At 62.2% G+C, this 24,176-nt stretch carries 34 protein-coding genes; all 34 read right to left on the reverse strand.

Annotated elements, in window-relative coordinates; genetic code table 11:
* Positions 1 to 293: 293 nt before the first annotated feature.
* On the reverse strand, positions 294 to 1,817 hold the full coding sequence (locus ACH4K1_RS04645) for a hypothetical protein (RefSeq protein ID WP_398086651.1): 1,524 nt from the start codon (positions 1,815 to 1,817) through the stop codon (positions 294 to 296).
* On the reverse strand, positions 1,817 to 2,062 hold the full coding sequence (locus tag ACH4K1_RS04650; RefSeq protein ID WP_398086653.1) for a hypothetical protein: 246 nt from the start codon (positions 2,060 to 2,062) through the stop codon (positions 1,817 to 1,819). Before ACH4K1_RS04650 ends, ACH4K1_RS04645 begins: the two co-directional genes overlap by 1 nt.
* A gap of 245 nt (positions 2,063 to 2,307) precedes the next feature.
* The gene (locus tag ACH4K1_RS04655; protein ID WP_398086655.1) at positions 2,308 to 3,300 is read right to left on the reverse strand and encodes a hypothetical protein; all 993 of its coding nucleotides are present in this window, start codon (positions 3,298 to 3,300) and stop codon (positions 2,308 to 2,310) included.
* A 225-nt stretch (positions 3,301 to 3,525) separates the two neighbouring features.
* Positions 3,526 to 3,837, reverse strand: a complete 312-nt coding sequence (locus tag ACH4K1_RS04660; protein ID WP_398086656.1) for a hypothetical protein — start codon at positions 3,835 to 3,837, stop codon at positions 3,526 to 3,528.
* A 9-nt stretch (positions 3,838 to 3,846) separates the two neighbouring features.
* The gene (locus tag ACH4K1_RS04665) at positions 3,847 to 4,341 is read right to left on the reverse strand and encodes a hypothetical protein (RefSeq protein ID WP_398086658.1); all 495 of its coding nucleotides are present in this window, start codon (positions 4,339 to 4,341) and stop codon (positions 3,847 to 3,849) included.
* A 40-nt stretch (positions 4,342 to 4,381) separates the two neighbouring features.
* The gene (locus ACH4K1_RS04670; protein ID WP_398086660.1) at positions 4,382 to 5,083 is read right to left on the reverse strand and encodes a LysM peptidoglycan-binding domain-containing protein; all 702 of its coding nucleotides are present in this window, start codon (positions 5,081 to 5,083) and stop codon (positions 4,382 to 4,384) included.
* Positions 5,084 to 5,165: 82 nt separating this feature from the next.
* On the reverse strand, positions 5,166 to 5,366 hold the full coding sequence (locus ACH4K1_RS04675) for a hypothetical protein (RefSeq protein ID WP_398086662.1): 201 nt from the start codon (positions 5,364 to 5,366) through the stop codon (positions 5,166 to 5,168).
* Positions 5,367 to 5,517: 151 nt separating this feature from the next.
* The gene (locus ACH4K1_RS04680) at positions 5,518 to 6,456 is read right to left on the reverse strand and encodes an N-acetylmuramoyl-L-alanine amidase (RefSeq protein ID WP_398086663.1); all 939 of its coding nucleotides are present in this window, start codon (positions 6,454 to 6,456) and stop codon (positions 5,518 to 5,520) included.
* A gap of 436 nt (positions 6,457 to 6,892) precedes the next feature.
* On the reverse strand, positions 6,893 to 7,372 hold the full coding sequence (locus ACH4K1_RS04685) for a hypothetical protein (protein WP_398086665.1): 480 nt from the start codon (positions 7,370 to 7,372) through the stop codon (positions 6,893 to 6,895).
* A gap of 3 nt (positions 7,373 to 7,375) precedes the next feature.
* Positions 7,376 to 7,558: a hypothetical protein gene (locus ACH4K1_RS04690; RefSeq protein ID WP_398086667.1), complete on the reverse strand. Its 183-nt coding sequence runs from the start codon at positions 7,556 to 7,558 to the stop codon at positions 7,376 to 7,378.
* A gap of 4 nt (positions 7,559 to 7,562) precedes the next feature.
* Positions 7,563 to 7,877 carry a hypothetical protein gene (locus ACH4K1_RS04695; protein WP_398086669.1) on the reverse strand — a complete coding sequence of 105 codons (315 nt, stop codon included), beginning with the start codon at positions 7,875 to 7,877 and terminating at the stop codon, positions 7,563 to 7,565.
* An 86-nt stretch (positions 7,878 to 7,963) separates the two neighbouring features.
* Positions 7,964 to 8,248 (reverse strand): stage V sporulation protein S, encoded by a 285-nt coding sequence (locus tag ACH4K1_RS04700; protein ID WP_398086670.1) that lies wholly within the window; start codon positions 8,246 to 8,248, stop codon positions 7,964 to 7,966.
* A gap of 125 nt (positions 8,249 to 8,373) precedes the next feature.
* A complete protein-coding gene (locus tag ACH4K1_RS04705) occupies positions 8,374 to 8,949 on the reverse strand; it encodes a hypothetical protein (protein ID WP_398086672.1) in 576 nt (191 codons plus the stop codon).
* A gap of 201 nt (positions 8,950 to 9,150) precedes the next feature.
* The gene (locus tag ACH4K1_RS04710) at positions 9,151 to 9,354 is read right to left on the reverse strand and encodes a hypothetical protein (protein WP_398086674.1); all 204 of its coding nucleotides are present in this window, start codon (positions 9,352 to 9,354) and stop codon (positions 9,151 to 9,153) included.
* Positions 9,347 to 9,598: a hypothetical protein gene (locus ACH4K1_RS04715; RefSeq protein ID WP_398086676.1), complete on the reverse strand. Its 252-nt coding sequence runs from the start codon at positions 9,596 to 9,598 to the stop codon at positions 9,347 to 9,349. The genes ACH4K1_RS04710 and ACH4K1_RS04715 overlap by 8 nt, the downstream gene beginning before the upstream one ends.
* Positions 9,595 to 10,317 carry an exonuclease domain-containing protein gene (locus tag ACH4K1_RS04720; protein ID WP_398086677.1) on the reverse strand — a complete coding sequence of 241 codons (723 nt, stop codon included), beginning with the start codon at positions 10,315 to 10,317 and terminating at the stop codon, positions 9,595 to 9,597. The genes ACH4K1_RS04715 and ACH4K1_RS04720 overlap by 4 nt, the downstream gene beginning before the upstream one ends.
* Positions 10,317 to 11,222, reverse strand: coding sequence for an AAA family ATPase (locus ACH4K1_RS04725; protein ID WP_398086679.1), 906 nt, complete (start codon positions 11,220 to 11,222; stop codon positions 10,317 to 10,319). The genes ACH4K1_RS04720 and ACH4K1_RS04725 overlap by 1 nt, the downstream gene beginning before the upstream one ends.
* Entirely contained in the window at positions 11,219 to 12,316 is a 1,098-nt protein-coding gene (locus ACH4K1_RS04730) for an RNA ligase (protein WP_398086680.1), read from the reverse strand. The genes ACH4K1_RS04725 and ACH4K1_RS04730 overlap by 4 nt, the downstream gene beginning before the upstream one ends.
* Complete coding sequence (locus tag ACH4K1_RS04735) at positions 12,313 to 12,921, reverse strand: hypothetical protein (RefSeq protein ID WP_398086681.1); 609 nt, start codon at positions 12,919 to 12,921, stop codon at positions 12,313 to 12,315. The genes ACH4K1_RS04730 and ACH4K1_RS04735 overlap by 4 nt, the downstream gene beginning before the upstream one ends.
* Complete coding sequence (locus ACH4K1_RS04740; RefSeq protein WP_398086683.1) at positions 12,918 to 13,325, reverse strand: hypothetical protein; 408 nt, start codon at positions 13,323 to 13,325, stop codon at positions 12,918 to 12,920. Before ACH4K1_RS04740 ends, ACH4K1_RS04735 begins: the two co-directional genes overlap by 4 nt.
* 2 nt (positions 13,326 to 13,327) lie before the next feature.
* Positions 13,328 to 13,768: a hypothetical protein gene (locus tag ACH4K1_RS04745; RefSeq protein ID WP_398086685.1), complete on the reverse strand. Its 441-nt coding sequence runs from the start codon at positions 13,766 to 13,768 to the stop codon at positions 13,328 to 13,330.
* A complete protein-coding gene (locus ACH4K1_RS04750) occupies positions 13,765 to 13,920 on the reverse strand; it encodes a hypothetical protein (RefSeq protein WP_398086687.1) in 156 nt (51 codons plus the stop codon). The genes ACH4K1_RS04745 and ACH4K1_RS04750 overlap by 4 nt, the downstream gene beginning before the upstream one ends.
* Positions 13,917 to 14,078: a hypothetical protein gene (locus ACH4K1_RS04755; protein ID WP_398086689.1), complete on the reverse strand. Its 162-nt coding sequence runs from the start codon at positions 14,076 to 14,078 to the stop codon at positions 13,917 to 13,919. The genes ACH4K1_RS04750 and ACH4K1_RS04755 overlap by 4 nt, the downstream gene beginning before the upstream one ends.
* Positions 14,078 to 14,812, reverse strand: coding sequence for an FAD-dependent thymidylate synthase (gene thyX / locus ACH4K1_RS04760; RefSeq protein ID WP_398086691.1), 735 nt, complete (start codon positions 14,810 to 14,812; stop codon positions 14,078 to 14,080). The genes ACH4K1_RS04755 and thyX overlap by 1 nt, the downstream gene beginning before the upstream one ends.
* 118 nt (positions 14,813 to 14,930) lie before the next feature.
* A complete protein-coding gene (locus tag ACH4K1_RS04765) occupies positions 14,931 to 15,269 on the reverse strand; it encodes a hypothetical protein (protein ID WP_398086692.1) in 339 nt (112 codons plus the stop codon).
* Between the two features lie 28 nt (positions 15,270 to 15,297).
* Positions 15,298 to 16,377, reverse strand: coding sequence for a hypothetical protein (locus tag ACH4K1_RS04770; protein WP_398086693.1), 1,080 nt, complete (start codon positions 16,375 to 16,377; stop codon positions 15,298 to 15,300).
* A complete protein-coding gene (locus ACH4K1_RS04775; RefSeq protein ID WP_398086695.1) occupies positions 16,305 to 16,682 on the reverse strand; it encodes a WhiB family transcriptional regulator in 378 nt (125 codons plus the stop codon). Before ACH4K1_RS04775 ends, ACH4K1_RS04770 begins: the two co-directional genes overlap by 73 nt.
* Position 16,683: 1 nt before the next feature.
* Complete coding sequence (locus ACH4K1_RS04780) at positions 16,684 to 16,989, reverse strand: hypothetical protein (RefSeq protein ID WP_398086697.1); 306 nt, start codon at positions 16,987 to 16,989, stop codon at positions 16,684 to 16,686.
* Positions 16,990 to 17,119: 130 nt separating this feature from the next.
* Positions 17,120 to 18,217 carry a hypothetical protein gene (locus ACH4K1_RS04785; RefSeq protein ID WP_398086699.1) on the reverse strand — a complete coding sequence of 366 codons (1,098 nt, stop codon included), beginning with the start codon at positions 18,215 to 18,217 and terminating at the stop codon, positions 17,120 to 17,122.
* 163 nt (positions 18,218 to 18,380) lie between these two features.
* Entirely contained in the window at positions 18,381 to 20,333 is a 1,953-nt protein-coding gene (locus ACH4K1_RS04790) for a hypothetical protein (RefSeq protein WP_398086701.1), read from the reverse strand.
* A 29-nt stretch (positions 20,334 to 20,362) separates the two neighbouring features.
* On the reverse strand, positions 20,363 to 20,614 hold the full coding sequence (locus ACH4K1_RS04795) for a hypothetical protein (protein WP_398086702.1): 252 nt from the start codon (positions 20,612 to 20,614) through the stop codon (positions 20,363 to 20,365).
* Positions 20,615 to 20,780: 166 nt separating this feature from the next.
* Positions 20,781 to 21,179 carry a hypothetical protein gene (locus ACH4K1_RS04800; protein WP_398086704.1) on the reverse strand — a complete coding sequence of 133 codons (399 nt, stop codon included), beginning with the start codon at positions 21,177 to 21,179 and terminating at the stop codon, positions 20,781 to 20,783.
* Positions 21,180 to 21,341: 162 nt separating this feature from the next.
* Positions 21,342 to 23,420, reverse strand: coding sequence for a DNA polymerase (locus ACH4K1_RS04805; RefSeq protein WP_398086706.1), 2,079 nt, complete (start codon positions 23,418 to 23,420; stop codon positions 21,342 to 21,344).
* Between the two features lie 78 nt (positions 23,421 to 23,498).
* A partial coding sequence (locus ACH4K1_RS04810) for a hypothetical protein (protein WP_398086707.1) occupies positions 23,499 to 24,176 on the reverse strand: 678 nt, incomplete at its 5' end.

Genomic DNA, 24,176 nt, shown 5'->3' on the forward strand with positions numbered 1-24,176 from the left:
GCGTGGTCTCAACTGCCCCGGGGCGGGAGAGGTCGCGCTGGCCTACTTCGGAAGACCCGTCCGCGAAGGCCACGGGCGGGGCTCCCTCTGGGGATGATGTCAGAAGTCTATGCCAGCGAGCAATGTTTCTCGCTGGGTATGCGCAGGGAGGAGCAGGGTGCCGTCTCCCCAGCAAGTGGAGCAGGCAGCTCCGCTCTGGCGGGGGTCGTCTCCTCTGCCTCGGCAGGCGCGGCAGACGACTTCCTGTGCGACACCGTCGTTTACGACGGTGTGGGCCTTGAAGTTGTTACTCATTAGGCTGCATCCTCTTCGATGATTTCGGCATCCATCACGGGAAGGCCCATCTGTTCTTGGGCAGTGCGCTGGGGGGTTGCTGGGGGTAGTTCGGGGGTGTTGCTGGGGGCGACTGGTTCGCGGCCGAAGATGCGGCTGAGTACTCCGGCGCCTGCTTGGCTGGCGGAGGCGGACTGGTTGGCCTTGATAGTGAGGCTGAATCCTTCGGTTTCCATGTCGTGCTGGGATTTGAGGAGTTTTTGGTAGAGGCCGATCTCTCGGCTGACGTTGCTGTCGGGGTATCCGCCTGCGACTTCCTCTGTGACCAGGCCGAATGCGGTTCGGCGGAACTGGCGGTTGATGAGGTAGTTCATCTGCGCTTTGCGTTCTTCGGGGGTGTTGGCGTCGGCCGGAATTTCGAAGGCGCAGTCTGAGCCGGGGTCGAATTCGGGGCAGGTGCCTGCCATGTGGCAACCGGTGCAGGTGAGGAGCGACTCGCTGGTGGAGCTAACGATCTGGAGTTTCCTGGTTCGGCGGTTGCCGCCAGGGTCGGTGAAGGACTCCTCTTTTTCGGTGACGGACATGCCGGGCAGGGGGCGCTTCGCACGCGGTTTTTGGGTGTTAGTTGACAGGTCGAAGTTCCGCACTCGGTTGCGCTTGTTAGCAACACTGCCCTGCATGTTTTCCGCACTGGGCTCATCGGTGGGTTCTGATGAATTAGCTACTATTTTGACGTCGGCAGTGGTCCCGTTGAGTTTGGCCATCTGCTGTAGCCATGACCAGGCGCTGAGTTTGAGGAGTTCGGTGTTGTCGTCGTCTTCGATGAGGTCGGTGTCGAGGCCGATGTCGCGGATGAGGGTGCGGTGTCGGCGCTTGCCGGATTCTCGGTTCTTCTTCGGGTAGCGCTTGAGTTCGGTGCCGGTCCAGACGATGAGGTCGTGGAACTTCGCCGGGCTGAGCCAGCTGGTGCTCGTGACTCCGGTCCAGGGGATGGCTGCCATCTGTTCGGGCTTGGACATGCCGAGGCCGTAGAGCTCCACGGAGTGCTCGCGTACGAGCCGGGTGAGGGTAGGGGTGAGGTCCCTGTCTCCCAGGGCTGCTCCTGTGACGGCGATGCGTGGGAAGTGCGTGGCGTGGTCGAGGAGGACGTCAAGTGGCTCCTCGTCGTGCCAGACGACAATTTCTTTCTCGTGCGCTGTGCGCCGTCCGTGAATCCATTCGCTTCCGAGCTGCTGTGCGTCGAACTCGGTGTATCGGTGGATGCGGTCGAGGTTTCGTTGCACGAACTCGTCGTACTCGGTTGCGATTTCCTGGAGCTCGGGGTTTCCGTACTGCTTGTCGGGGGCCGCGTTGATGGTATGGCAGCCGGAGTCGAGCAGGATTTTGGTGTCGGGGTGGAATCGGTCTGCGAGGGTAATCTTGGCGAGGTGCTTGATACGTCGGCGCAGTCCCATGTAGGAGATGGAGACGGTGCGTACACCGAGGTCTTCAAGGAGCTTGCTGAAGGCGTTGATTTCGCAGCCGCCGTAGAAGAGATCAGGCATTAGTCGTGGTGCTCCTTGAGCCGGGTGTCTGTGGCCTTGGCCTTCTTCTGGCGGTCGAGTTCGTCCACGATGTCGTCCCAGGGTCGAGGTTCTCGTGGTGCGTCGGGATGCCAGATGTCCATGAGGTACTGCGGGGAGGCGTAGAGCATGACGGTGTAGCCTGCGCGGATTTCTTCCGCCGCGCAGGTGGGGTCTGCTTCGATGACGAGGTCGGCACCATCCGTGTTCCGGATAGCTGCCAGCATTCTGAGGCGTCCTTCTGCTACTGTCCTGGGCGCGAAATCGACTGGGGGGGTATAGGCCCTTGCGTAGCCGGTTATTGAGTGCACACCGAGCCAGTGTTCGGTGTCTGCTGCGCCTGTCTCGTCGAGGATGATGACGCGGAACTGCTTGACAAGAGCTTCGTAGAGCTGTCTGCCGACCGGGTCGATTCCATCCGTGTGCGTTGGGGGGCGCAGGGTGCCGTTGAGGCAGATGACGACGCTCCGCATCAGCGGTCCCTGTATTGCATGACGGCACGGAAGGTGAGTTCGTCGGCGCTGGCAAGAACGCCTTGATGTGCGGTTTCCTGTGCGGCGTCCAGCGCTTCTTTGTTGGCTCTCTCGATGGCTCCGAGTACTCCTACGACGCCGTTGCGCTTGTTGGCCTGCCAGCGCCAGTTGTTGAAGTCCCAGTAGCCCTTTCCGAGGGGCTTTTCGAAGGCGCGGCGGCGGTTGCCGTGGATTTCGGTCATGAGGGCGACGGCGTAGGAGACTTCTGTGGCGAGCTGCTTGAGCGCCGTCTGCCGGTGAGGGCCGTCGAGGTAGGGCAGGTCGTCGAGGATCTTGGTGACGCGGGCACGCACGATGACTGCGGCTTCGAGGTCTCGGGTGATGGTGGCGTACCACTGAGGGTCGCCGGGGTCGTAGTCGTAGGCGGTGTCGGGGTCTGGTGGCACGGTCCAGGCGTCTGCGGAGAGGCTGTACGCCGCGTAGGGGTTGATATCGCGGATGTCGCTGGAGTTCTTGTTGATGAAGTAGGTGACCTCGTATGTGCGGGCGCCGAAGGTGGTGTGCGCGGTGTGGGGCCACAGGTGATGGCGGAGCTCGTCGTCCAGACGATCGATGATCATGTCGCCGGGGATTCCGCTGAAGCGGGGGTTGGCGAGGTAGAAGAGGTCCCAGTCGATTCCGATGAGGATGTCTAGGTCGCCGTCGCCGTGTCCTCGGTCTCCTGCCCATTGATAGGAGGCACCTGATCCTGCGAGCCATACGGTGGCCCAGGTTCCCGCCTCGCGTAGTCCTCGGCTCTCCCAGAACCAAAAGAGCTGGAAGAGAAGGTGTTTCCGGATCAGGGGATGCATGGTGCAGGTTGCGTCGAAGAGTTCCGGGTCAAGGTTCTTACGGGGTTTCGAGAAGTAGCCTGAGGCACCGTCGCGGAAGGTCGGTATATGCGTTGCTGCGAGGGCCGTTGGGAGGTGGTCGAGATAGTGGGTGTTCCTCATGGCCAGAGTTTATCCGGGTATGCCAGAAACCCCCTCATGTGCATGAAGGGGTTTCTGGCAGTTAGTGCTCTGTCGGTTTTCCACAGAGGCAGGGCGTTCCCTGCTTATGGCAGGCGCAGAGGCAGCAGACGTTCTCGCAGAATTCTTCGCATGATTCGCACCACCGCCACACGTAGCCTGGGCATCCAACCTCGCACAGACGGGCGTGCTTTTGCGGCTGCACGGTCAGAGGTTGAGCGTCTGTGCGATTCGCTGGCCTTCTGCCTGATCACGCATGGCGGCCATAGCCTGCTGCATGTTCATGTGTACGACCTGTGCCGTCTTGGTGGCCATAATGTCGGAGGCGATCTTGAGGCACGCCATCTCCATCTCGTCCACGGTGGCGGTTCGGGAGGGAATGACAGGCGCGTTGATGTCGGTGCTGGCCTGCACGACGCCATTTCCACGGAAGATGACGAGGAAGGCCGCGTCTACCTCGATAGGCTCCCGGTTCTCGGGGTCGGGCGTTTCCTTGAGGGCGCTGAGGTCGATGGGCACTTGTTTTCCTTACTTGTAGAGGCCGAGCTTGGTGAAATGGGCTTCCTGCGCGGCTGCCTTGGCGGGGCAGAAGTCGCAAAGGAAGACGTCACGTTCGGAGCGGTATTTGGGTAGGCCCGCTTCCTTGCGCTCCTTTGCGGTGTTGGGGGTCAGGCGCCGGGGGGCAGTCTTGTAGTCGGAGCACTCGGAGACTCGCAGGTGCTGCTTCCAGCACTCCATCGCGTCGTGTCGGAATGCGGCGTCGGCCAGGTATGCCTCGGGGTCAAGTCCGGTGGTTTCCTTGCCGAGCTGGCGCAGGATTTCCTTGCGGGTCGAGGGTGATTCCCAGTGCTTCTTTTCGACCTTCATCAGCTGCCCGATGTGCGTGGAGCCGCTTTCCTCGGTGTGCTTGCGCGTGATGAGGGCTTGTAGGACGTGGTCCTGATTCGGATCTCCGGTGTAGTCGGGCAGCTCTTCGAGGGTCCGACATTGATCACAGCGGAGTACGCGGATTTCTTCAGCCATGTGAGTAGCCTATTCACGGCGCTTCGTTACCTGTTAGCGCTCAGTACCAGTTGTTCTTGAGGAAATGGCTCCAGGCTCCGCAGGCGCTGCCGTAGCGGTTGTTCACGTACGAGATGCCCCATCGGACCTGGGTGACGCCGTTGGTTCGCCAGTCCGCGCCGTGGGAGGCCATCTTGGAGCCGGGCAGGGCCTGCGGGATGCCGTATGCGCCGGAAGACGGGTTTGTGGCACGGGGGTTCCAGCCGCTCTCTCGGGTGAAGAGGCTGTGGAGGCAGGTGTACTGCGTGGAGTTCAGCACGGAGCGGGCGTATGCCTGGGGCGAGCCGGTCGGGGCGGCAGGCGCGGGGCGGGCGACGCGGGGCGGTGTAGCACGATGGGGGCGCGCGGGGGTACGTGCAGCCTGATGCGGGGCTGTCTGGGTGGGGCCGGTGAGCCTGATCTTCTGTCCGGGGTAGATCAGGTCAGGGGTCGACCAGAACCGGGGGTTGCGGCCCAGCAGGGTGCGGAGCGTCTGCTTGTGTGTGGTGGCGATGGCGCTGAGGCTGTCGCCGCTTCGCACGGTGTAGGTGCGCGGGTATGCCTTGGGGCGCTTCTTCGCGGTGGCTTCCGAGGCCGGGAGTGTCACCGGGGCCTGGGCTGTCGCGGGTGCTGCCGGGGAGCTGGCTGCTGGCTGTGCCAGGGCGGTCATGGTGAGCGCTGCGGCGGAAAGCGTGGTGAGGAGCGTGGTGGTGAAGCGAGACATGTGAGTTCCAATAGCCGGGGACAGGGGCCGCCGACCTATCCGGTTCAGTGACCGGCTTTTCGGAACTCCCTCACCTTACGGGCTACCGGCGCGGAATGGTACCCAGCTCCAGTTCAATCCTGTTGATGGCGTCTCGGAGTGATTCGCCGCTGTTGCGCTTGAGTTCGTGGTCGATAGAGGACAGTCGTGCCATTACCCCAGGTCGTTCCAGTACTCCGGGCCGGGCCGGGGTGCCGTTCCAGTCCTCCATGAAGTCTTCGACAGTGGCGAAGATTTTTCGCACACTGCGGAGGATTCTCCAGATGAGAGCTGCGGCTCCACTGAGGGTGACTAGGGCGACTGCCCATATGACCAGGGGGTCGATCACAGTCCCTGTTTGTGCCATCTCATATCCCATGCGATCAGGGCTGAACCTGGTTGGTCTGCCGTGGTGGTTAGGCGCGGACGGTGAAGCCGTACTTCGCGCCGAGCTTGGTGAGCGAGGTCTTTCCGGGGATGCCATCGGCTCCCTGCCCCGGCTTACGGCCCGTAAAGCCACAGCGCTCCTGCCAGGCGCTCATGGCGGACTTGGTGTTCTGCCCGTAGTGGCCATCCGCGTACGCCTTTTTGAGAAGCCCTTCCTTCACCAGGGCGTCCTCCACGATGCGGGTGGCAGCGTAGCTGACGGGAGTTCCCGACTTCGGCGGATCAGTCTGCGCCGCCTTGATCAGCCGGGCAAGGGAAACCACCGGCTTCGGCTTAGGCTTGGGGGCAGGCGCGGGCTTAGCAGGCTTGGAGGGCTTGGCAGCATCCAGGATCTCCTGCACCCGCGCACGGAACTTGTCCATGTCGAAGGTCGGGTCGATCTTCCCCGGCTGCCATTCCTTGTGCGCGATGACCGATCGGGCGCTCCAGCCATGTGCTCGGCAGAGTGCAGCAGCCCACCGAGCGGCGGATTCTAGCTGCGCCTCGGGCCACGGGTCCTTGCCGTCGCCTCGGTTGATGAGCTCAATGCCGTAGAAGTATCGGTTGCCGTCGGTGTCGGCTTCGTTGTCCGGCGGCAGCTGATGCTCTGCGATCACGGCCTTGAGTACGTCGCCGTCGCCCATTCCAGCATGATTTGCGCGGCCGTTGCCCACCATGTAGAGGGCACCGTCCTTGGCGCCGACGGTGTGGCAGAGAGGACCAGGGAGGGTGGAGTGGCCGTTGTAGCAGAGTTCAACGGATGATTCGGTTCCCGAGGTCACGGTGTGGTGAATCATGACGCCGTGAACTGGGCCCCAAGGTCCCTTGTGGTTTCTGTTGTTGTTACGCCAGCCGGGTCGTTCGACTATGTTGCAGCCCTCCGCTTTGAAGGCGATGAGCTGCTGATTGGCGTTCAGCGGGGTAGCCATATGCCGCTCCTTAGTGGTGGTTCAGGGTGTGGGACTCATCGGGGCGGTTTGGCCACGGGGATTCCTTGATCTCATACACACCGGGGCTGAGGTTTTCCCGGGCGATGTTCGTGGTTTCCTCTACGAATCCGCCCCGGTTGGGAGCGCGCCGCTTGTGCCCTCCCTCCGTCATGCCTACACCGAGGTCTTCGTTCATGCTTCGCTGCGGGGGGAGCGCCATTAAGTCGTCTTCTTTCCCTTGCCGTTGGGCACGTGGCGTGCGCCTCGGTTGGTGTATTGGTGCTGCGCCATGCTGGGAGACACCAGTGTCGAAAGCCGCTTTCCTGCCCCGAGACCGCCCACTCCGGGGCGGGCGGTGAAGGCGACGTTGTCTCCTACGCCGGATCGACGGCGGTCATCGATGCGCTTTGCGGAATTTACTGCTCGCTTAGTCATGTCACCTCCAGGTCGGAGCAAATTTGGCGAGGTCGGCGGTGGACTGTGGCCCGCTGTTCTGCGGGCTGGCGTTTGATCCCGGAATGGTGGGCACGTCGGCAGCGCGGCCTCGGGGAACGAAGCGTTCCTGCGTACGCCCTTGGCGTTCGATTCCGGACATGGGGGTCAGCCAGCTCGGCCACTCGTAGTCGCCTCGGTCGACCTTGTCGCCCTTGTGGACACCTCGGTCGTACGGCCGGTCGTAGCGGACGTTCGAGCCGTAGGACTGGAGGAGCTTGTCCTGGTGGCGTCCGGTGCCGGTACCGAGGTAGCCGTCGGGGTAGTCCGCGTCGGGAGTAAAGCGGCCCTGCATCATCCGGCGCATGTCGATGGCGCTGCGGGCCCCTACGACGGGAAAGCCGCCGCCGCCTCCGGAACGTACTTCGGAGCCGGGGTGGCCCTGCTGGAGCGGGGGGTTGTAGGAGGCGGTGGGGTATGCCATGGCTTAGGCCCTCGTGCTGATGCTGGGGGTTGACCCCTTGATGGAGATGACGGTCTGTGTGCCGCCGGACGACCCGTCGGAGGCGGCCTTCGGCCGGTTGGTGCTTTGCCCGTTGGCGGAGCTGCCGCTGGCGTTGGTGGAGTTGGTGTTGGTGAACTGCTGGCTGTTGAGGCTGCTCAGCGACATCGGGTCACACCTCGTGGTTGTAGGTGCGTCGGGTGTCGAAGGCGGCTCGGCCGTTGTGGCTGGCGGTGAGCGGCTTGACGTTGCGTCCGGTGGCGCTGGCTTCGGGGGCGTTGGAGAAGTCCCGGAAGACCTGCACCGCGCCCACGTGGCCGTAGCGCTCCTGCACCTGCGGGCGGATGGCGGCGGTGTCGGGCTCGGGCACGATCTTGCCGGTGTTGCGCGGCACGAGCTTCCCGGGGTCGGCCTGTCGGTAGTTCACGGCAATGGCAGATTCGCCCATGGTCGGGAACTGCCCGGAACTGAGGTTCTTAGTGGCCACGGTATTCCTCCTCGACTGCGGCCTTGTCTTTTGACGCGAGTACGGGTGAGGATGCCGATTTATGGACCGTTTTCCAGTTTAAGACGTCAGTCTCGCACTACTCGCATGAGAAGCCCGCTGACTTCCTTCTGATCCGGCATGACCGTGGTGAAGAAGCCGAAATTGGTCTTCATCCGGATGGCCTGCTTGGCTGCGTGGCCTTCTGCTACCGCGACGCCCTTGCCTGCCTGGCCGATAGCCCCGTGGCCCACTGCACGAATGAGTACGGTCCTGCCCCCGTAGATTGCGTGGGCGATGGCTGATCCAAGCTCCCTCGTGGGGGTGCTGCTGCCCACGCGGAAGGTGGTCTCGTTTCCGTTCTCGGTGCCCATTTGGTGCTCCCTTTTTTCTTACGAATCTCCTCTGAGGATATGGGCGTGGGTTCAGTTCGTGGTAACGGCAAGACGAAAGGCCCCACCGGAGCGGGGCCTTTCTCAGAGCGCGTGCGCCTGTGCTGTCACGCTGCTTGTACCACGGGGAATTGTTCTGTATGCCGCTTCAGCTTGCTCAGCACGAGGTCTTCGAAGGGGCTATGGGTGACGCTGGTATGGAGCGCTTCGGCTATGTGTGCCAGTCCGAGCGAGTCTGCGTTGTTGTCGTTCTTCGTTTCCACGCCCCACTTTTCCTTGACGCCCGCAATCATGTCCTCCTTGGAGGCACGGTGGCTTCCGGTGACGAACACCTTCAGCTGCGTGGGCGCGACGACGGTGGGGTAGGACACAGGCTTCGGTGTGGCTACTGAAAGTGTCAGCTTCACCATGGAAGCCAGCTCGCCCGCCTCCTCCCGGCGGAACTTGCTGTTGCGAGCGTATCCCTCCATGCAGATGTGTTTGATCTCCAGGTCTTTCTCATAGATGCCCTGGAACACATCAAGGATGTTCTCGGAAACTGCCCGCAATCGGTCGACGCCTTGTCCGTACTTTTTGGCGGGGAAGGCTTTGAGATGGAACTCAAGCTGTTTCTGTGCGGGCACCCACACAGCGATGGAGAAGCCTCCATACGACTGGTCGATTCCGATGAACGTATCCGTCATAACGCCGCCTAGGCTCAGTATCGTTCTCGCCCTGCGTCGGGATACGCGTAGGGAGACCTCTGCGACCGATGCTTGGCGACCTGGCCGCATGCCGGGAGATCTCCCTACGCTTGTCGCCGGACCCCGTCCACTGCAAGGAGAACGATCCGATGACGTTTACCGACCCTACCCTATGCAGGAGATGGGATCTTCATGATTCCACTAATTGTCCGAGGGGTCGGTATCGGGCAAGGGGGTCTCCTGTACAGACAGTGCCTTGACCTGCCACCCGATCAAGTTGTCACGGTCGCAGAATGCTGAATCGATCCATCCTTCCAGAACGGACGGGCACTCGTCTTTGTCGTAGTAGTCGCCTTCAAAGGTGGCGACGATTCCTACGACTACAACCTTGCGGGTGTCAGCCATGATCGCCTGCTTTCGGGTCGATCAAATTCGCACCGTCTCTGATTCCCTGAACGTAACCGTCTCGGATTCCCTGAACGTAGGCGGCGGCAGCCGTGCTACCCAGATGAGCGTCTTCCTGGTCCGCGAAGTCCCGCTGCCGTTGGGCAAGCTCGTATACGAAGTCCCGCATGACCGTACGCACCTCCTCCGGGCTGACGGGCATGTCCTGACACGCCAGGGCGAAGAGCTTCTCCTCTGCGCTCATACCAACGCCTCCTGGAAGGGCACGAGAGGCCACTCCTTGTCGAGGGTGATGCTGGCGTCGCCGTTCTTCTGCCGGAAGTAGCGCTCCAGGGAGACGGCCTGCTGGCGGGCCCAGAGCTCCTGAGCCCGCTGAAGCTGGTCCAGAGGAAGCCGGAGGCCCTCGTACTGGCGAAGGATGGCCCGGGTGATCTGGGCAGCAGCTACAGCATCTGCTACCGCGTTGTGGGCGTTCAGGAGCTCGACACCGTAGAGCTCGCTCATCACTCCCAAGGTTCGCTTGCCCTTGCGGTACTTGTCGACGGCCTTGTCCAGGACGAAGGGGTCCAGGATGGGAGTGACGAGCCCGTAGGTCAGTTCGGAGAGGGTTGTGACACCGTGGCGACGGCAGTCCCGGTCGAGCACGGTGAGGTCGAAGCGTGCGTTGAATGCGACGACCGGCAAGTTGGTGCTGAGAGCTGTGGCGAGGGTATGGACAATTCCCGTGAGGGCGAACTCGGGGCTGAGCCCTGCTTCGCGGGCCATTTCCGTGGTGACGCCGTGAACAGCGCTCGCCTCTTGTGGAATGTCGACACCGGGGTTGATGAGCAGCTCTATGACGTCGCCAACCGTGTTGTCGGCGTGGACAAGAGCGGTGCTCGCCGTGACGATGCGTGCCTCTTCCAGGTCGGTGCCCGTCGTCTCCAGATCGAATGCGAGGAAGTTCCCTTCCCACCAGTTCATCAGAAGTCTCCGTAATCCATTTGCGCGGTCATGATTCCCATGGCGCGCCAGAGCTTGACCACGCGGTCCCGGTCGTCGAATGCCATAAGGACGTCATACGTGTCGCGAAGGTGCCGGTCGAAAAGCTCGGCCTTCACAATGTCGTCGCGACGGCGGTCCCCGGCGGCCCGCATGAACAACCGGTGGTAAGGAACGTTGTTCTTGCGCAACCATTCCACGGTCTGCGGTCGGTACTGGCTGTCCCGGCCGGTCAGCATGATGGGATGGATGTCCTGGACTATCTGCATACTCCATAGCAGGTTGGACAGGGCTCGGTTGAGCCGGTCCTCGCCGCAGCGCGCGGTGTCGTAGGGGCTCCGGCCGTGCGGGAGGGCAAGGGTGCCATCGAGGTCGCAGATGACGGCCCTGGGCGTCCCTGCGGCAGGGGTGTATGGCCTGGGGCCGTGCCACTCCCTCATGTAGTCAGCGGTGAGTCGCCAGGATCTGCGCTGGGAAGCCATCTTCTCGATGACAGCGGCTCCTACGGCACGCTCTCCCCGGCGGGCGCGGAGCCGGTCGCGGCGGATGCACTCCTCCACTGAGACGTCCAGGAAGTCGTGGACCTGGTAACTGACGTGTTCACAGGCGAGGATGGTTCGGAGCCGGTTGGGGACCTTGGGGTGCAGGTGGGTGTTGTCCACGACCACGTCGAAGCCCTGCTGGACGGCGGCGAGAACGGTCTTGTCCTGTACCGCGAGGGCGAGTTGCTCGTTCTCCTTGGAGTAAACGCCGTTGGCCGTCATGGCGCGGATGTCGTCCAGGTTGACGCGCTTGGTCCTGCCTTCCGACTCCTCCACCAGCAGCTTGGCGAGGGTGGTCTTCCCGCTTGCGGGGTATCCCGTGGTCAGGTGCACGATAGGTGTCACTGCTGGACGTCCTTCCAGGCTCGGTTTCCGGCGGGCTTGACGGCGTCCCACGTGAGGTCTGCGAGGACGTTGTAGAGGCGTGCGATTTCCTTCTTCTGTTCGCTCTGCTGAATTCTTCGGGTGAAGTCGCTTCGGTTCGGGTTGGTGGCGAATCGGTTCAGGTCGTGCAGCGTTTCCCATGCCTGCGTGACGAAGCTGTGGCGAAGGTCGTCGGCTACGTCCAGGACCCAGTCGTGGTATTCGTCCGGGAGGGAGGCGAAAAGGCTGTCCAGGCTTCGGCCTTCTCGTAGCAGTTCCCACACCTTCTTGTCGGACAGGCCGGTGATGATTCCGTGCAGCCGGACGTAGTCGGTGAACTTGACCTTCACGCGCAGGCCGGTGGAGAAGCGGACTACGTAGCCTTCGCCTTCCGTTCCGCTGATGTCGGCGCCGGTCAGTGTCTTGTTCCTCTGTGCGAAGAACATGAGCCGCGAAATTTTCGCCTGCGGGAACTCCTGGACTACCGTTCCTCCGATGCGTTCCCAGGCGGGCCCGTATTGCTGGAGGCTGCGCTCTACTCCGTCGGGTCCGATTACGGCCAGCAGGGTCAGTGTGCGGAGATTGCCGTTGTCGACGACGATACGGTTCTCCGGGTAGATGATTTCCGTGACGTAGGTGTGCTCCTGGGGCAGATTCGTAAGGTCTGCATTGTCCAGCCAGCGTTGGGCCCACCTTGCCTGGTCGGACTGGAATCCCCCCTTGGTGGTGACACGCCACTTTCCGTCGTACCAGAAGACGTTACCCAGGCTGCCGTCGACTTTCCTGAACACCTGGAGAGGCTGCCCCATGGGAAGGGGTTCGGCATAGGCCCGCCCGGCAACGTGTTCCTGCGCGTTGAAGAACTTCGGGAGACAACGCGCTACGACCCAGTTGGTGTCGTCGATGACGAGCCCCCGGCACTGTGTGGTGACAGCGTTCCACCGTTGCTCGAACACGGCCTTTTCCGTGTAGCAGAGGACTCGGAGATTGAGGTCCGGATGCGCGCTGGCGCGGACGTATCCGCTGCGTACCTCATCTTCGAGGCTCTTCTCCGGCATCAGGTCGAAGAGGTTCACACTGCCACCTCTTCCGCCGCGTTGTGAATGCTCAGGATCATCGCCAGCGACCGGTAGAGGTCGCTGACGGTTCCGTCGTTCTCTACGACGGCGTCGAAGACCTCGTCGGGCAGTCCGGCTTCGGATGGGTGGCCATCCGGTGAGTGTCCGGGGCGGATGATCTTGACGGTGAGGATCTCGGGGAAACGGTGACGGAGTACGGTGAGCTCGTTCTCGTACCGGAGGTCGGTGATGACGGTGTGCGGTTCCTCCCCGGGAAAGTGCTCCTCGATCAGGAAGTCGTAGGCCCAGACGAACCGGTTGACCCAGAAGTCGTCCCCGAATACGTCCCGTGCTCCCTGTCCGTGCTTCTTCAGCGTTTCCCGAACATGAGGGTTCGCGCGCTTGGCGGTGTCCCAGTTCCCTCCGCATTCCGCGAGGAGAACCTGCAAAGGCACAACGCGTGCGTCTCGTTCCCGCACAACGAGGGGGTTGATCTCTTCGAGGTAGGCTCGCAGCACATCTGCGATGGCCACCTTGAGATAGCCGTGCTGCTCGGTCAGGAAATTCGCGCTCGTGTCCTTGCCGGTGCCTGCGAGGCCATGGATAGCGATGTGGCGAATCATGTGAGCTCCTTTCCGGAACCGAGGGACATCGAGATCACAGGGGTGGGCTGGGTGAGCAGGCGGTAGCCCCGTGCGTCGGCGGTGAAGCGACGTGTGCGGATCTGCGTGGTGGTCCCGACCTTGTTGAGGTCCGGGGAGTGTCCGTTGCCGATCATGTCGTCCACGTGCTTGTAGTTCGTCAGCACCGTGCAGTAGGCGACGCCGTCCTCGACATGGTCTACGCGCAGGGTGCGTCCTTCGAGGCGGTAGTCGTTGTCCGCCCAGATCTGTCCCGGTTCAACGAAGAAGGGGGCGGCATCGATGGCGGCATCAATACCCTGGCGCCAGTACCTACCTGAGGTGGTGTTCCAGTACCGGTGCATACGCCGTGGAATGGGGATTCCTCTGTAATGCTCGGTTGCCATGATTACCTCGGCTTGAGTTGATCCGCCACGACAAGGCGGAGCGTGCGACTGGTTTGACTGGGGGTGGAGTCTGCTTGTTGTTCGAAGTACTCGCTTGCGGCCCGCAAGGCGATTTCCGCAATTTCTGCGGCGCCCTTGGTGTGCGCGCCATCGTGAATGCGGAGTGCTTGTGCGACGAAATCGACAAGCTGGAGGGGGCTTTCAACGCAGCAGTGTTCCGCGCAACAGCCGTGGACAAAACCGCCTACGTCGTGGTTGTGCGATTCCAGCCACCGAACGGAATCAGGGTCGGGGTGGCCCACTCCGTGGGGGCAGGTGCGTTCGACCATGCCGCCTCGATCGAGCCGGATGACGATGGGAAAGGAAGCCATGTGGTGGGAGGGGTTATGGATGGCGCAGGTTTCCCCTTTGCACCGTTCTGGCGAGTGCACGTTGACTTTCATGCGGCACGCTCCAGGTCGCTGATTTCGCGCATGCTCGCGGCGCAGGCGATGGTGTCGTCGGGAAGGATTCCGATGATGTCCCCGGTTTCGTACGTGCGCGGGCACCAATCGCATTTCCCGGGCTGGGCAGCTTCGATGATTCGGAAGATCATGAGCAGTCGTCCTCCGGGCCCTCGGCGTCGTACTGCGCGAGGCTCGCGCATTCCGGGCAGGCGAGCTGGCCGTCGATGTAGGAAACCGGTGCTTCCTGAGGGATGCGGGTGGAACAGACCTGGCAGGCGGAATCGGTAAGCGTGGCGGCGGGGGCCATCAGTTCATGTCCTGGTAGATGGCGGGGGCGATGCGCTTGAGGTGGCGAAGGATTTCGGTGCTCAGCTCGCGGATTTCAGCGGCAGCTCCGGGTGCCATGCGCTTGGCCAGCAGCTCGCGCCAGCCGTGGTGGTTGGCGGTGACGACGAATTCTGTGCTCGTCATCCCGGGGAGGACTTCACGGGCCGCCTCGCGGGCTTCCTTGCGGGTGGCGCCCTGCGCGATGAGATGGTTGAAGATCTCGGTGTAGAGCTCGGAGGAGTGTTCCATGAGGGTCTGGAGCTCAAGGCTGAAGGTGGCGGCTGTTCCGGCTTCGAAGTGGGTCAGATCTCCGAGGTGGGCACGCATGCGCGGAGGGACGATGAAGTTGCTGTCGGCTTCGTCTACGTACCGGGTGGACCGGGCGGAGAAGCTCGTGTGGCGGTGGGTGCGCAATTCCATGAGGAGGCTGCGGCTGACGTCTTCCACGAGGAAGGTGGCCGACGCGTGTTCCATGACCGAGAAGTGGCGCTGCTTGATGATGTTGGCGAGATAGGTTTCGTTGGTCTGCGTGTGGGGGTTGGGAAGGTGGAAGGAGTCGTAGCAGAGTCGCCCGGCGATTTCTGCCACCATGTCGGCGCTGGTGGACTCCTCGATTCCCTGATTGGTGACCGTACGGATTCGGGTGAGCAGGCGGGTGTTCAGGAGGCGGTCGACGGGGAATACCTGGGTGGCGGCAAGCAGGCTGACCTTCATTTGTTTCTCCGTTCGGAAATGCTGAATACGAGGTCGAGAAGGAGGCATATGAGTGTCACCAGGAGTGTGAAGCTCAAGGTGATTCCGAAGGTGTCATCCATGAAGTGGATAACGGTGATCAGGTTCCCCATTTTCCGGTCCGGTTTTCCAGGGAGCTGGTGCCCGTACGTCGGGTGAGTTCTCGGGAGATGACGCGTGCTTTGGCTTCGAGGCCAGCGTGTACGGATTCCAGGATCTTGCGGCGGGCGTAGGCGTGGGTCAGGGCGGTGGTGGCTTCTCGGACGGCCGGGTCGTCGGCTGCGAGGGCTTTTTGCGCGGCGACTGTTTTCTCACTGCGGGCGGCGACAGCTGCGCGGGCCTGGGCGATGGCCAGCTGGCTTTCGCATTCCTTTTCGTTGACGGCTGCGATGGCCAGTTGTCCTCCTGCGTAGGAGGTCCAGGTCACGAAGTCGACCATGAGAGTCATGAGTCGGGCGGCGGTGAGCTCAGTCAGGTCGCCGGACAGGACGGGAAGCTCGTCGTGGGGCTTGTCCTCGACGGACAGGCCGTCGCTGGACAGGCTGGTCAGGGTCCTCGCTGCGACGGACTGCCGGTCCGCGTCGGCGGGCGGCCTGGTTCTCCTCGCCACTGGCGGTCTCCTTTGAGGCTTTCGGCTCGCAGTGCTTGCAGCCGCCCTTGGGGCAGAGGGGGATGGGCCCGGCGTCGTCCAGGGCGCTTTTGATCTCTGCGGCGGAATTCAGCAGTTCTGTGATGAGGGATTCGCGGCGCTTTACTACGAATTCCTTGGTGCCTTGGTTGAATTTCGACTCGTAGATGTAGACGACGCGGTCGACGTCCAGTCCGCGCAGCTCGGCAATTTTGAGATAGAACTGCCCCTGCTTGAGATGACTGGAGAAAGGGCGGTTGATTCCTCGCCAGAGCCCTTGGTAGTCCACCAGGGTCTTTCCGTCCACGGTTTTATGGGTGTGCTTCTTCAGAAGCTCGGGCTCTTCGAAGCGCAGCGTTCCTTCTCCGACCGTCTTGAACTCCAGGAAGGAGCTGCCCACTCCCCCGTCGGCGCTGCCTTCGATGAGCAGTTCGTGCTCAGCGCTGAGAGGTATCTCTTCGTAGCGGACGTGTGTGCTGGCGCAGTCGCTGCACCGTTCGGGCGAGGTGGCCTGCCAGACATGACCGCAGCTCCGGCATCCCCAGGTCCCCCAGATGAGTCCCATTTCCCAGAGCCAGGACTGCCATTTGTGGTGGACTTCGTGGCCGTGCTGGAAGATGTTCAGCGATTGGAACCCAAAGGATTCCTTAGTGTACGTTCCTCCGGCGCGTAGGTTTTTGATTCGCAGGTAGGTGGCACGGGGGCACCAGTCTCCGTGGGACATCTCCGAGGGGTGGATGATGTCTTGGCGCCGGGAGTTGTCCTGGTTGTTCTTGGCCAGTACGTGTTTCTGTACGGGCCCCAGGATTTCGGACCCGTTGTACTTCTGGGCCGCTGCGAGATCTTTCAGGCCGCCTGTGACTCGGAGGGCTCCCCGCCGCTGGGTTCCTTTGCGGACTTTGGGGTTGGAGGATGCCATTTCCAGTCACTCCTCGAAAGAGCCGGGTTGCGCTTCATGTTCATACGGTCGTGGTAGAGCATTCCGCCCCACACTCCCGCGCCCTCATGATTGAGTAGTGAAAAGACGAGGCATTCGTGTCGCATCGGGCAGGGAAACGGGAATGTTCTGTTGCCGCCGTTGCAGACCTTCAGCGCGTAGTCCTCGTCTTCGAAGAAGGGATCTTCGCCTGGTACAGGAGTGGGCAGGGACCGGCATCTGGCAGCCTTGGCGGGGATGTCCTGAGCGGACCAGTCGGGTGCCCGTGCCCGGGAGTAGAGCACCATGTCACCCGTCCTGCATCGCGTCGAAAGTGAGATCGGACATGACGATCCAGTTGCGTCCGCCGAGGTTGATGACGAAGCGCATTTCCTTACCGTCCGCGAGCGCGTTCTTCTCGGCGGTGAGCAAGTCCTTCAGTTTGAGAGAGAAGGACGCTGCGGCGGTGTACTTGAGCTCGTCAGAAAATTTTGGTGTGCGGACGTCGTTCTTGAGACGCCAGCCGTTGCCGCTGCCGGGATTGACTTTTCCGCCGACTTTGGCTGCCCATTCCTTTTCTTGTTGCCGCGCTTTGCGCTGGCCTGGAGTGGCCATCAGATGTTCCTGCGCTTCCCGAAATCCAGGAAGGCGTGGAAGGCGCGCTCGGATTCGGTCAGGGTGCAGCTGGGGGCGTTTACCCAACGTCCCCACCAGGGGGCATGCTGTCGGCCGCAGTAGCACGAGATCATGCGGCCTCCGGGAGTTCGTCGTCCTCGACGGCTGCGAGAGTGATTCCCGCACCTCCGAAGGCAGCGGTCCGGATGTCCCGATCGAGAACAGCCTGTAGCTCTGTGTCCTCCCGAATGGCTTCCAGGAGGGCGGGTTCGCCCTTGTAGCTGTTGCCGGGGGTGTCGTACCAGCCGCCTCCCCGTCGGCCGATCACGTCGTACAGAACTCCGAGGGTGACCAGTTCCTTGACACGGTCGTGCTGGCCTGCGCGGAAGCCGTGCTGCGGCGCGTTCTCGAAGTAGAAGTCGTAGGAGGCGACCTTGTGCGGTGCTGTCTGCTTGTTCTTGATCGCCTTGGCCTTGACCGTCTGGCCGACCCGGCGCTTCATGTTCTTGCCGGGGATGGACTCGTCGATGTATTCCGTGCGAGCAAGTTCGAGCCGTGCGTAGAAGGCGTAGTTCTTGGCCTCCCCACCGGGAGTGGTGTTGGGAGTTCCCTGAGGCGAGAATGCGCCGATTGCCTTGCGGAACTGGTTGATGAAGAGTCCGACGACCGGCTTCTCCTCAGAGACGAGGCTGCGTCCCATGGAATGGCCGACCTTGCGGAAGAACTGGCCGGTGCGCCGTGCCCCCAGCCCTACGACCATGTCGTCCATCGACTTCTCTTCCTCCTGCTCGGCCACGAGTGCCGGGTAGGAGTCGAGTACGAGAAGGTCGTAGGCGCGGGATTCGGCGGAATGCACGAGGATCTCGTACGCCTGCTCCATACGGTTGGTGGAGGCCAGGTGCACGCGGGAGTTGTCGACTCCGAGGCTTTCTGCCCAGCGGGAGTTGTACGCCTCTGCGGCAACCCAGAGGGCAGTGAAGTTCGGGTCACGTTGCTGGTTGGCAAAGAGCGTCATGTAGGCCAGTGACGTCTTGGAGGAGGACTCCCGGCCGACTACTTCCGACCACTGATTGGAGGGCCATCCTCCGCCAAGCGCGATGTCGACGCCGAGGGAGCCGGTGGTCAGCGGAAGCCGGTTGGGCACCTCGCTGGCCAATACAAGAGTTCCCGCGCCGAATTTTTTATTGATCAGCGCCTGCGAGGCGAGCGCTTCTTTACTGAGTGGCACAGGGCACCTGAATTCTCACGGACGGGACGTTCTGTCCTGCGATGCACACAGCCTACAGGGTAGCGACTTAGATGCCAACTAAGTCGCTACTTTCTAGCTAACTTCATGTCAAAGGCCCGCTGACCTGGCAACTTGCCGAGTCAGCGGGCCTTCTGTTGGTACGTCAGGCGGCGATCAGGTCAACCGATTCGCACCCTTCGGCAGCGGAGCACGCCAGCTCCTGCGACCCGGTAGTGCCATCCTGCGTCTCGTAGAAGACGAGGTCACTCCACTGAAGGACAGGCATCCGTGCCGCCATCTCCTCGTACTGCTCACGGGAGCACTCCTGGTACGGAGCCTGCTGGTAGGTGTGCTCGCTGTACGGCAGGAAGCTGACTCCGCTCACCTCGTCCAGGTGAGCCAGCACCCACTCCCCCACCTCGGACCACTCGTCCTCGCGCACCGACACCGTCACGGACGGCTTGTGCTCACACCAGGCCCGCTGGTAGCTCAGCCAGATCTCCAGGTGCTCAACCGCGCGCAGGTCCCGTCGTGTGAGGGCACCAGGAGGCGCCTTCACTGGGAAGCTGAAGACCCACGTCGTATCGCTCGTCAGATCTTCCTCGTGAGGCACACCCGCCTCGACCATCAGCTGCGACAGCGGGTCCTTCTTATCCCCCCGCACCGTGCGAATGTAGTACTCGCTGTGCCACGGGTGCAGCCCGGAGGAGACGCCCGCGAGCTGGGATACGGTGCCCGACGGCTTCACGCACGTCGTCGCGGCGCTGGGAGCGATCCCGACGTTTTTGGCCTCAATTTCGTTAGAGGCGATGACTAGGTTCTTCAGATTTCCCAGTACGGCTTCGAGAGCAAAGCGGTCCCGACCATCGGTAAGAGCGCTGCCGAAGACACCGGTCAGGCTCACCCCCAAAAGCCGTTCCTCCTCCGCGTTGCGCTTCCACTCCTCACGAAGGTAGGGAAAATCCGTAAGAGTGGACTGCCAGGTGCCGAGGATCGCCGCAAGCATGACCTTGACTTCCAGGTACTCCAGCGTGTCCTCAGGACGCACCACCACCTCGGAAAGGTTACAGAATTCGAAGGGCCTGAGAATGATCTCGCTGCACGGATTGGTGCCGAAGTCCGCCACCACATCCCGGCGGCCGTTCCGCGCCGCCTGCCACATTGCCGCGTCACGGTTGAAAATGCCGCGCTCCCCAGACCCCGAGGCGACCAGAGCCTTCCACTCAGTGGCGAACTCCTCTTCCGTTACCCCGTTCTCGTACACGGCCGAGATGTTGGCGAGCGCGCGATACGGATGATCCACCCACCACTCACCCGACTTCGCCTGCGCCATCTCCCGGTCAGTCAGATCGCTGAGAGAGATCATCGCGGATCGCCGGACGCCGCCGACCACCACCACGGAGGCGACCTTGCACGCAAGATCATGCGCCTCAATGGGACGCAGCTGCCTCCCCCGCGCGTTCAGGAAGAGCTCCACGGTGAACCGGAAGAGGTCGTCCAGCGGGTCCGGCCCCGACGCGCGGCCTCCGAACGTCTCCAGGCGGGCGCCTGCCGGTCGTACGGCATCCAGGGTCCACTCCGGCAGGACCCCACGCCACAGGCGGCTCAGCAGCGTCCCAAAGGCGTGCGCCCACCCCTCCTTCGAGTCGGCCACGTGAATCGTCTCGCGGGCAAGCCCAGGCTCGATCCGTGCCGGAACAGGGGGGAGCTGGTTCACGTACTGCCGCTCGACCGAGAAGCCGACACCCGTGCCGTTCATCAGGATGTACAGCAGCTCGTCGAACGCCTGGGCGTCTGCCAGGGGCAGATAGGCGCAGTTGTACCCGGCAATGTGCGAGCGCTCCAGGGCCTCCCCCGCCGTCATGAGAGCTCGCATCGACGGGACGATGTCGTGGTTCAGAATCGCGGACCGGACTGCCCAGAGCAGGTCGGTGGGCGGTACGTAGTCCTGCGTACGGGCCAGATGCCCGACCATGAAGTTCATGTACCGGTCGACGCTCTCCTTCCAGGTTTCGCGACGCTGCTCCTGGTCGATCCAGCGGGAGTAGCGGGACTTGGCGATGAAAGACCGGTAGGCATCCGCGATATCGCCCTCAGGGGTCAGCAGGTCGCTCAATGGATGTTCCTTTCTCTGGGGGCGTTTGCTCAGCCGATGTGCTGGAAGATGTTCTGCGGATTGAAGCTGTTCGTCTTGGACGCCTGCGTCTGCCGGGCCGCCTTGACCGGCCCGACATTCTCACCGCGCAAGGTGACTCCGGAGCCGGACTGCGAGAGAGGGAATCCGCAGTCGAAGCACCGAGGTCGCGCCTTCGGTTGGGAAGGGTGGGTTCCGTAGTTGGAACTCATACAGCCGGGGCAGACGTCCTGGCTGCCCTTGGCCCACTGCACGAGCTCCATCGCCCGCGCCCCTGCGACTTCCTGCTGCGGCTGCTGCGTGGGCGCTGTTGGCGCTGGCACGGACGGTGCAGCGGGTGCCGTCGTCTGCTGCCACCACGGCAGCGCTGTCGCAGGCGCGGTGGCAGAAGGCGTGGAGGAAGGCGGCGCGGAGAATTGCGACCAGAAATCAGACATGGTGATGCTCCTCCGGTGACGGTACGAGAAAGCCCGCAGCCACCAGCCCTCCGATAATCGAGTAGGCGGCGACAGCAAAAAGGCTGCCGAGGTGTTCGGACTTGATCTCGTCAACAGGAAACGAGGGGTGGAGGTCCAGGATACTGGTGTGCGCGATGATTCCTGCTAGCTGCGCCTCGGTAACGATCTGAAGGCTGAGGTGGTGAATTGCAGCAATGCGATGGTCCGCCGCGTAATGCTCCGCCTCCATCACGTCCTCGCTCGCCGGGCTGAGCCGGTACTTCTGCTGCACGCTCGGGTCTTCCAGAAGGGCGTGGTGGTTCACCATGTCCCATACGAGGCGCCGGTAAAGCGGCATGAGCGGCTCGGGTACCTCAGGCTGGCTTTGCATGTTCGGCCTTTCTGATCTCTTGGACGATGATCTTAAGTCGGCCCACGTTAACGGGACGGCGGTGGGCAAATCCTTTTCCGAGAACGTGCTGAAGGTCTTCGACTTCCGCGCACTGGACCACACCGCTCGCAGCTTTTCGTGCGCTCAAGTCGGCCCCTCCTCCTACTTAGCGTCTGCCCAGGTCTGCCCGATGTGGGCGTCGCAGGCGAGCGGAACCCGCAGCATGTCTTGGAGCTCGCCGCCGAGCATGGCTTCTTCCAGCATTTCCCTGGCCTCGTCGGCGCGGTGATCGGGGGCGAGTACCATCAGCTCATCGTGGACGGTCATGATGAGCTGGATTCGATCAGCTGCATTCTTGTGCCGCGCGAAGTCGCTTTCGCAGGCTTTGTCCGTTTGAATCATGGCTACCTTGATCAGGTACGCGGCGGAGCCCTGGATGAGGGTATTGACCGCCTGCCGCTCCGCCTTGGACTGGATGGCCCATACGCGCGCCTCGAACTGCTTCTGGTTGTACTTCTCTCCCTTAAAGGTTCGGCGGGCTGCTGTCATAGCGCCCTTCCGCGTGATCTCGGGGAGACGGCGGTACTGCCCGGACATGGTCCGGATGTGCGGGAAGTCCTCCCGGTCCCGGCACCGTTCCACCACGCGCCGGGTGAAGGCGTGGATCTCGGGGAACATCTCCGCGTGACGCGCAAGGAATTCCTTCGCCTGCTGGAGAGTAATTCCCCCCATGGAAGCAACCTTCGCGGCGCCTGCTCCGTACACGATGGCGAAGTTGAGTCCCTTGGCCACCTGACGCATTTCCTTGGTGACCTCGTCCACCGGCACGCCGTAGACCGCAGCTGCCGTAGCCGTGTGGGCGTCTACTCCAGCCAGGAAGCCTTCGTACAGGCGGCCTCTGCCGATGTAGTGGGCGAGAACGCGGAGCTCGACCTGCCCGTAGTCAGCCACCACGAGCTTCCACCCCGGGGGCGCCTGGAAGGCTGAGCGGAATTTCTTGCCGTTCTCACCGTGGGCGGGGATGTTCTGAAGGTTCGGCTCGGAGCTGCTGAACCGACCGCTGACGGTGCCGTACTGCTTGAATTGGGCATGGATACACCCAGAAAAGATGATGCTGGGCGTGCCCTTTTCCGGATCTCCCAGATATTTGTTCAGGTACCCCAGGAGCTTGCTGACTTCCGAGTGCTCGCTGAGTGCCTGCACGAGCGGGTTGTCCGCGTGTGCCTCCAGGGACTCGCTGTCCGTGGAGTAGTCCGTGATTGCCAGCTCTTGGTTGAGCGCCCGCTTCTTCTTTCCTGCGGGGGTCAGCTTTACTGGCTTCAGCCCCTGTCCGCCGGATTTCTTGGGACTGTACAGCACCTGCTGTTTCTGCGGAACAGATCCAATATCGAACTTGCGGCCTGCCGCACGGTAGACCGCCGCCTCGGCAATGATGAGCCGGTCCGAGAACTCCTCGCGCAATTCCGACAGGCGGCTCTCGCTGACCGGCGCTCCAGGCACTGCCATTCTGGAGACCACACCCGTGATCTGTTCCTCCATCTCCACTGTACGAAGGAGGTCTTCGTCCGCGAGCTGCGGGTGGAGCAGCTGAAAGAGCAGCCAGGTGTACTTGGAGTCGAGTAGCGAGTAGAGCGCGACAGTCTTGAACGTGTGCTGGGAGATGTCCTTCCCGACTTCTTCCAGGTCGTACTTCAGCTGGTAGTAGTGCTCGACCAGATCCTTCAGCTTCTTCGACGGTTTGCGGTACAGCTTTCCTGCGGCGCTCGTGACCAACGGCTCGAAATTCTCATCCAGCAGCCACTGGTCCACAATGGTGTCGCTGTACGGTCCCGGCGGAACGTCACCGAAGTACTTGCTGACAGATACGAGGTCGAAGGGAAGGTTGTGCCCCACCTTTCGCCGGTCCGAGAAGAAAAGCGGGCGGAGTATGTCGAAAACCACAGAAGGACGGAGCTGCTCAGGCGGGGCGGAGAATACTGCCGGAATGGCTTCGAACTTTTTCGTGACGCGGTTCTTTTTCCGGGTGCTCTTGCTGATCATCTTGTTTCCGTTCGGATGACCGAACGGGATGACGATCGTACGTCCGTACGTCGCCATAGAAAGCCAAACAACTTCGTTCTGTGCCGGAATCAGCCTGTGCTCTCCGATGCTCTCGATATCGAAAGCGAAGGCGTCGAACTCCATGAAGTAGGCGACGGCACTACGGAGGTGTTCCTCGGTGAGGATGATGTCAGGGAACATATCTGGCTCCGGGTATGCAGAAGCCCTCCCTGGAGTCCCGAAGCACTTCCGGGGAGGGCTTCTTTTGCGGCGGGTGGCTCAGACGAGATTGTCCGCGATCTTGGCCAGCTCACGTGTGGACGGCACCTGGTAGATCGAGTCGTCGTAGAGCTGGAACGAGTCACGCTGGCTGTCTGTGAGCGGCTTCAACCCCAGTTCCCCGAGGTCATCCTCGAAGAGAGGCTCAAGGAAGTACTTGGTATTGAGGTTGCTCCCCTTCGAGCTGGCCTCGATATACACCTCGGTCAAAGAGGTGCGCTTACCGATGCTCTTGTTGATCATTTGCAGCTGATCAGAAATTGCCGGGCCGATCTCCCAGACGGCGACCCTGGGCTTGCTTCCCTCTTCAAGGACGGCCACGTTGAGGTACGCCTTGGGTGAGTTCGGCTTGTCCCCGATGTCGCACAACGGGCATTCCAGCTCGTCTTCGTCCTCTTCCGTGGCAAGAGAGGCAGGGCAAATGAAGGCGCGCTTCCCCTCCTCCAGTTCCACCCAGTGGCGGGCGAAGGAAGCGAAGGGGCCGTCCTCCTCCAGAAGACAGACGACGGAGGGTGTGGAAGAGGGCTTGTACTTCTGCTCGAAGTCACTCGCCTTGGCCTTGGTCTTCTCGTACCCGGCCCACCCACGAGGCGCCCGGCGCGACAGGGTACGTCCCCCCCGCTGGCTACTCCGCCGAGGCGCTTCATCCTCCTCGTCCTCGTCGTCCTGGACGGGCCG

Source organism: Streptomyces sp. NPDC017448 (genome assembly GCF_044330565.1).
Lineage (GTDB): Bacteria > Actinomycetota > Actinomycetes > Streptomycetales > Streptomycetaceae > Streptomyces.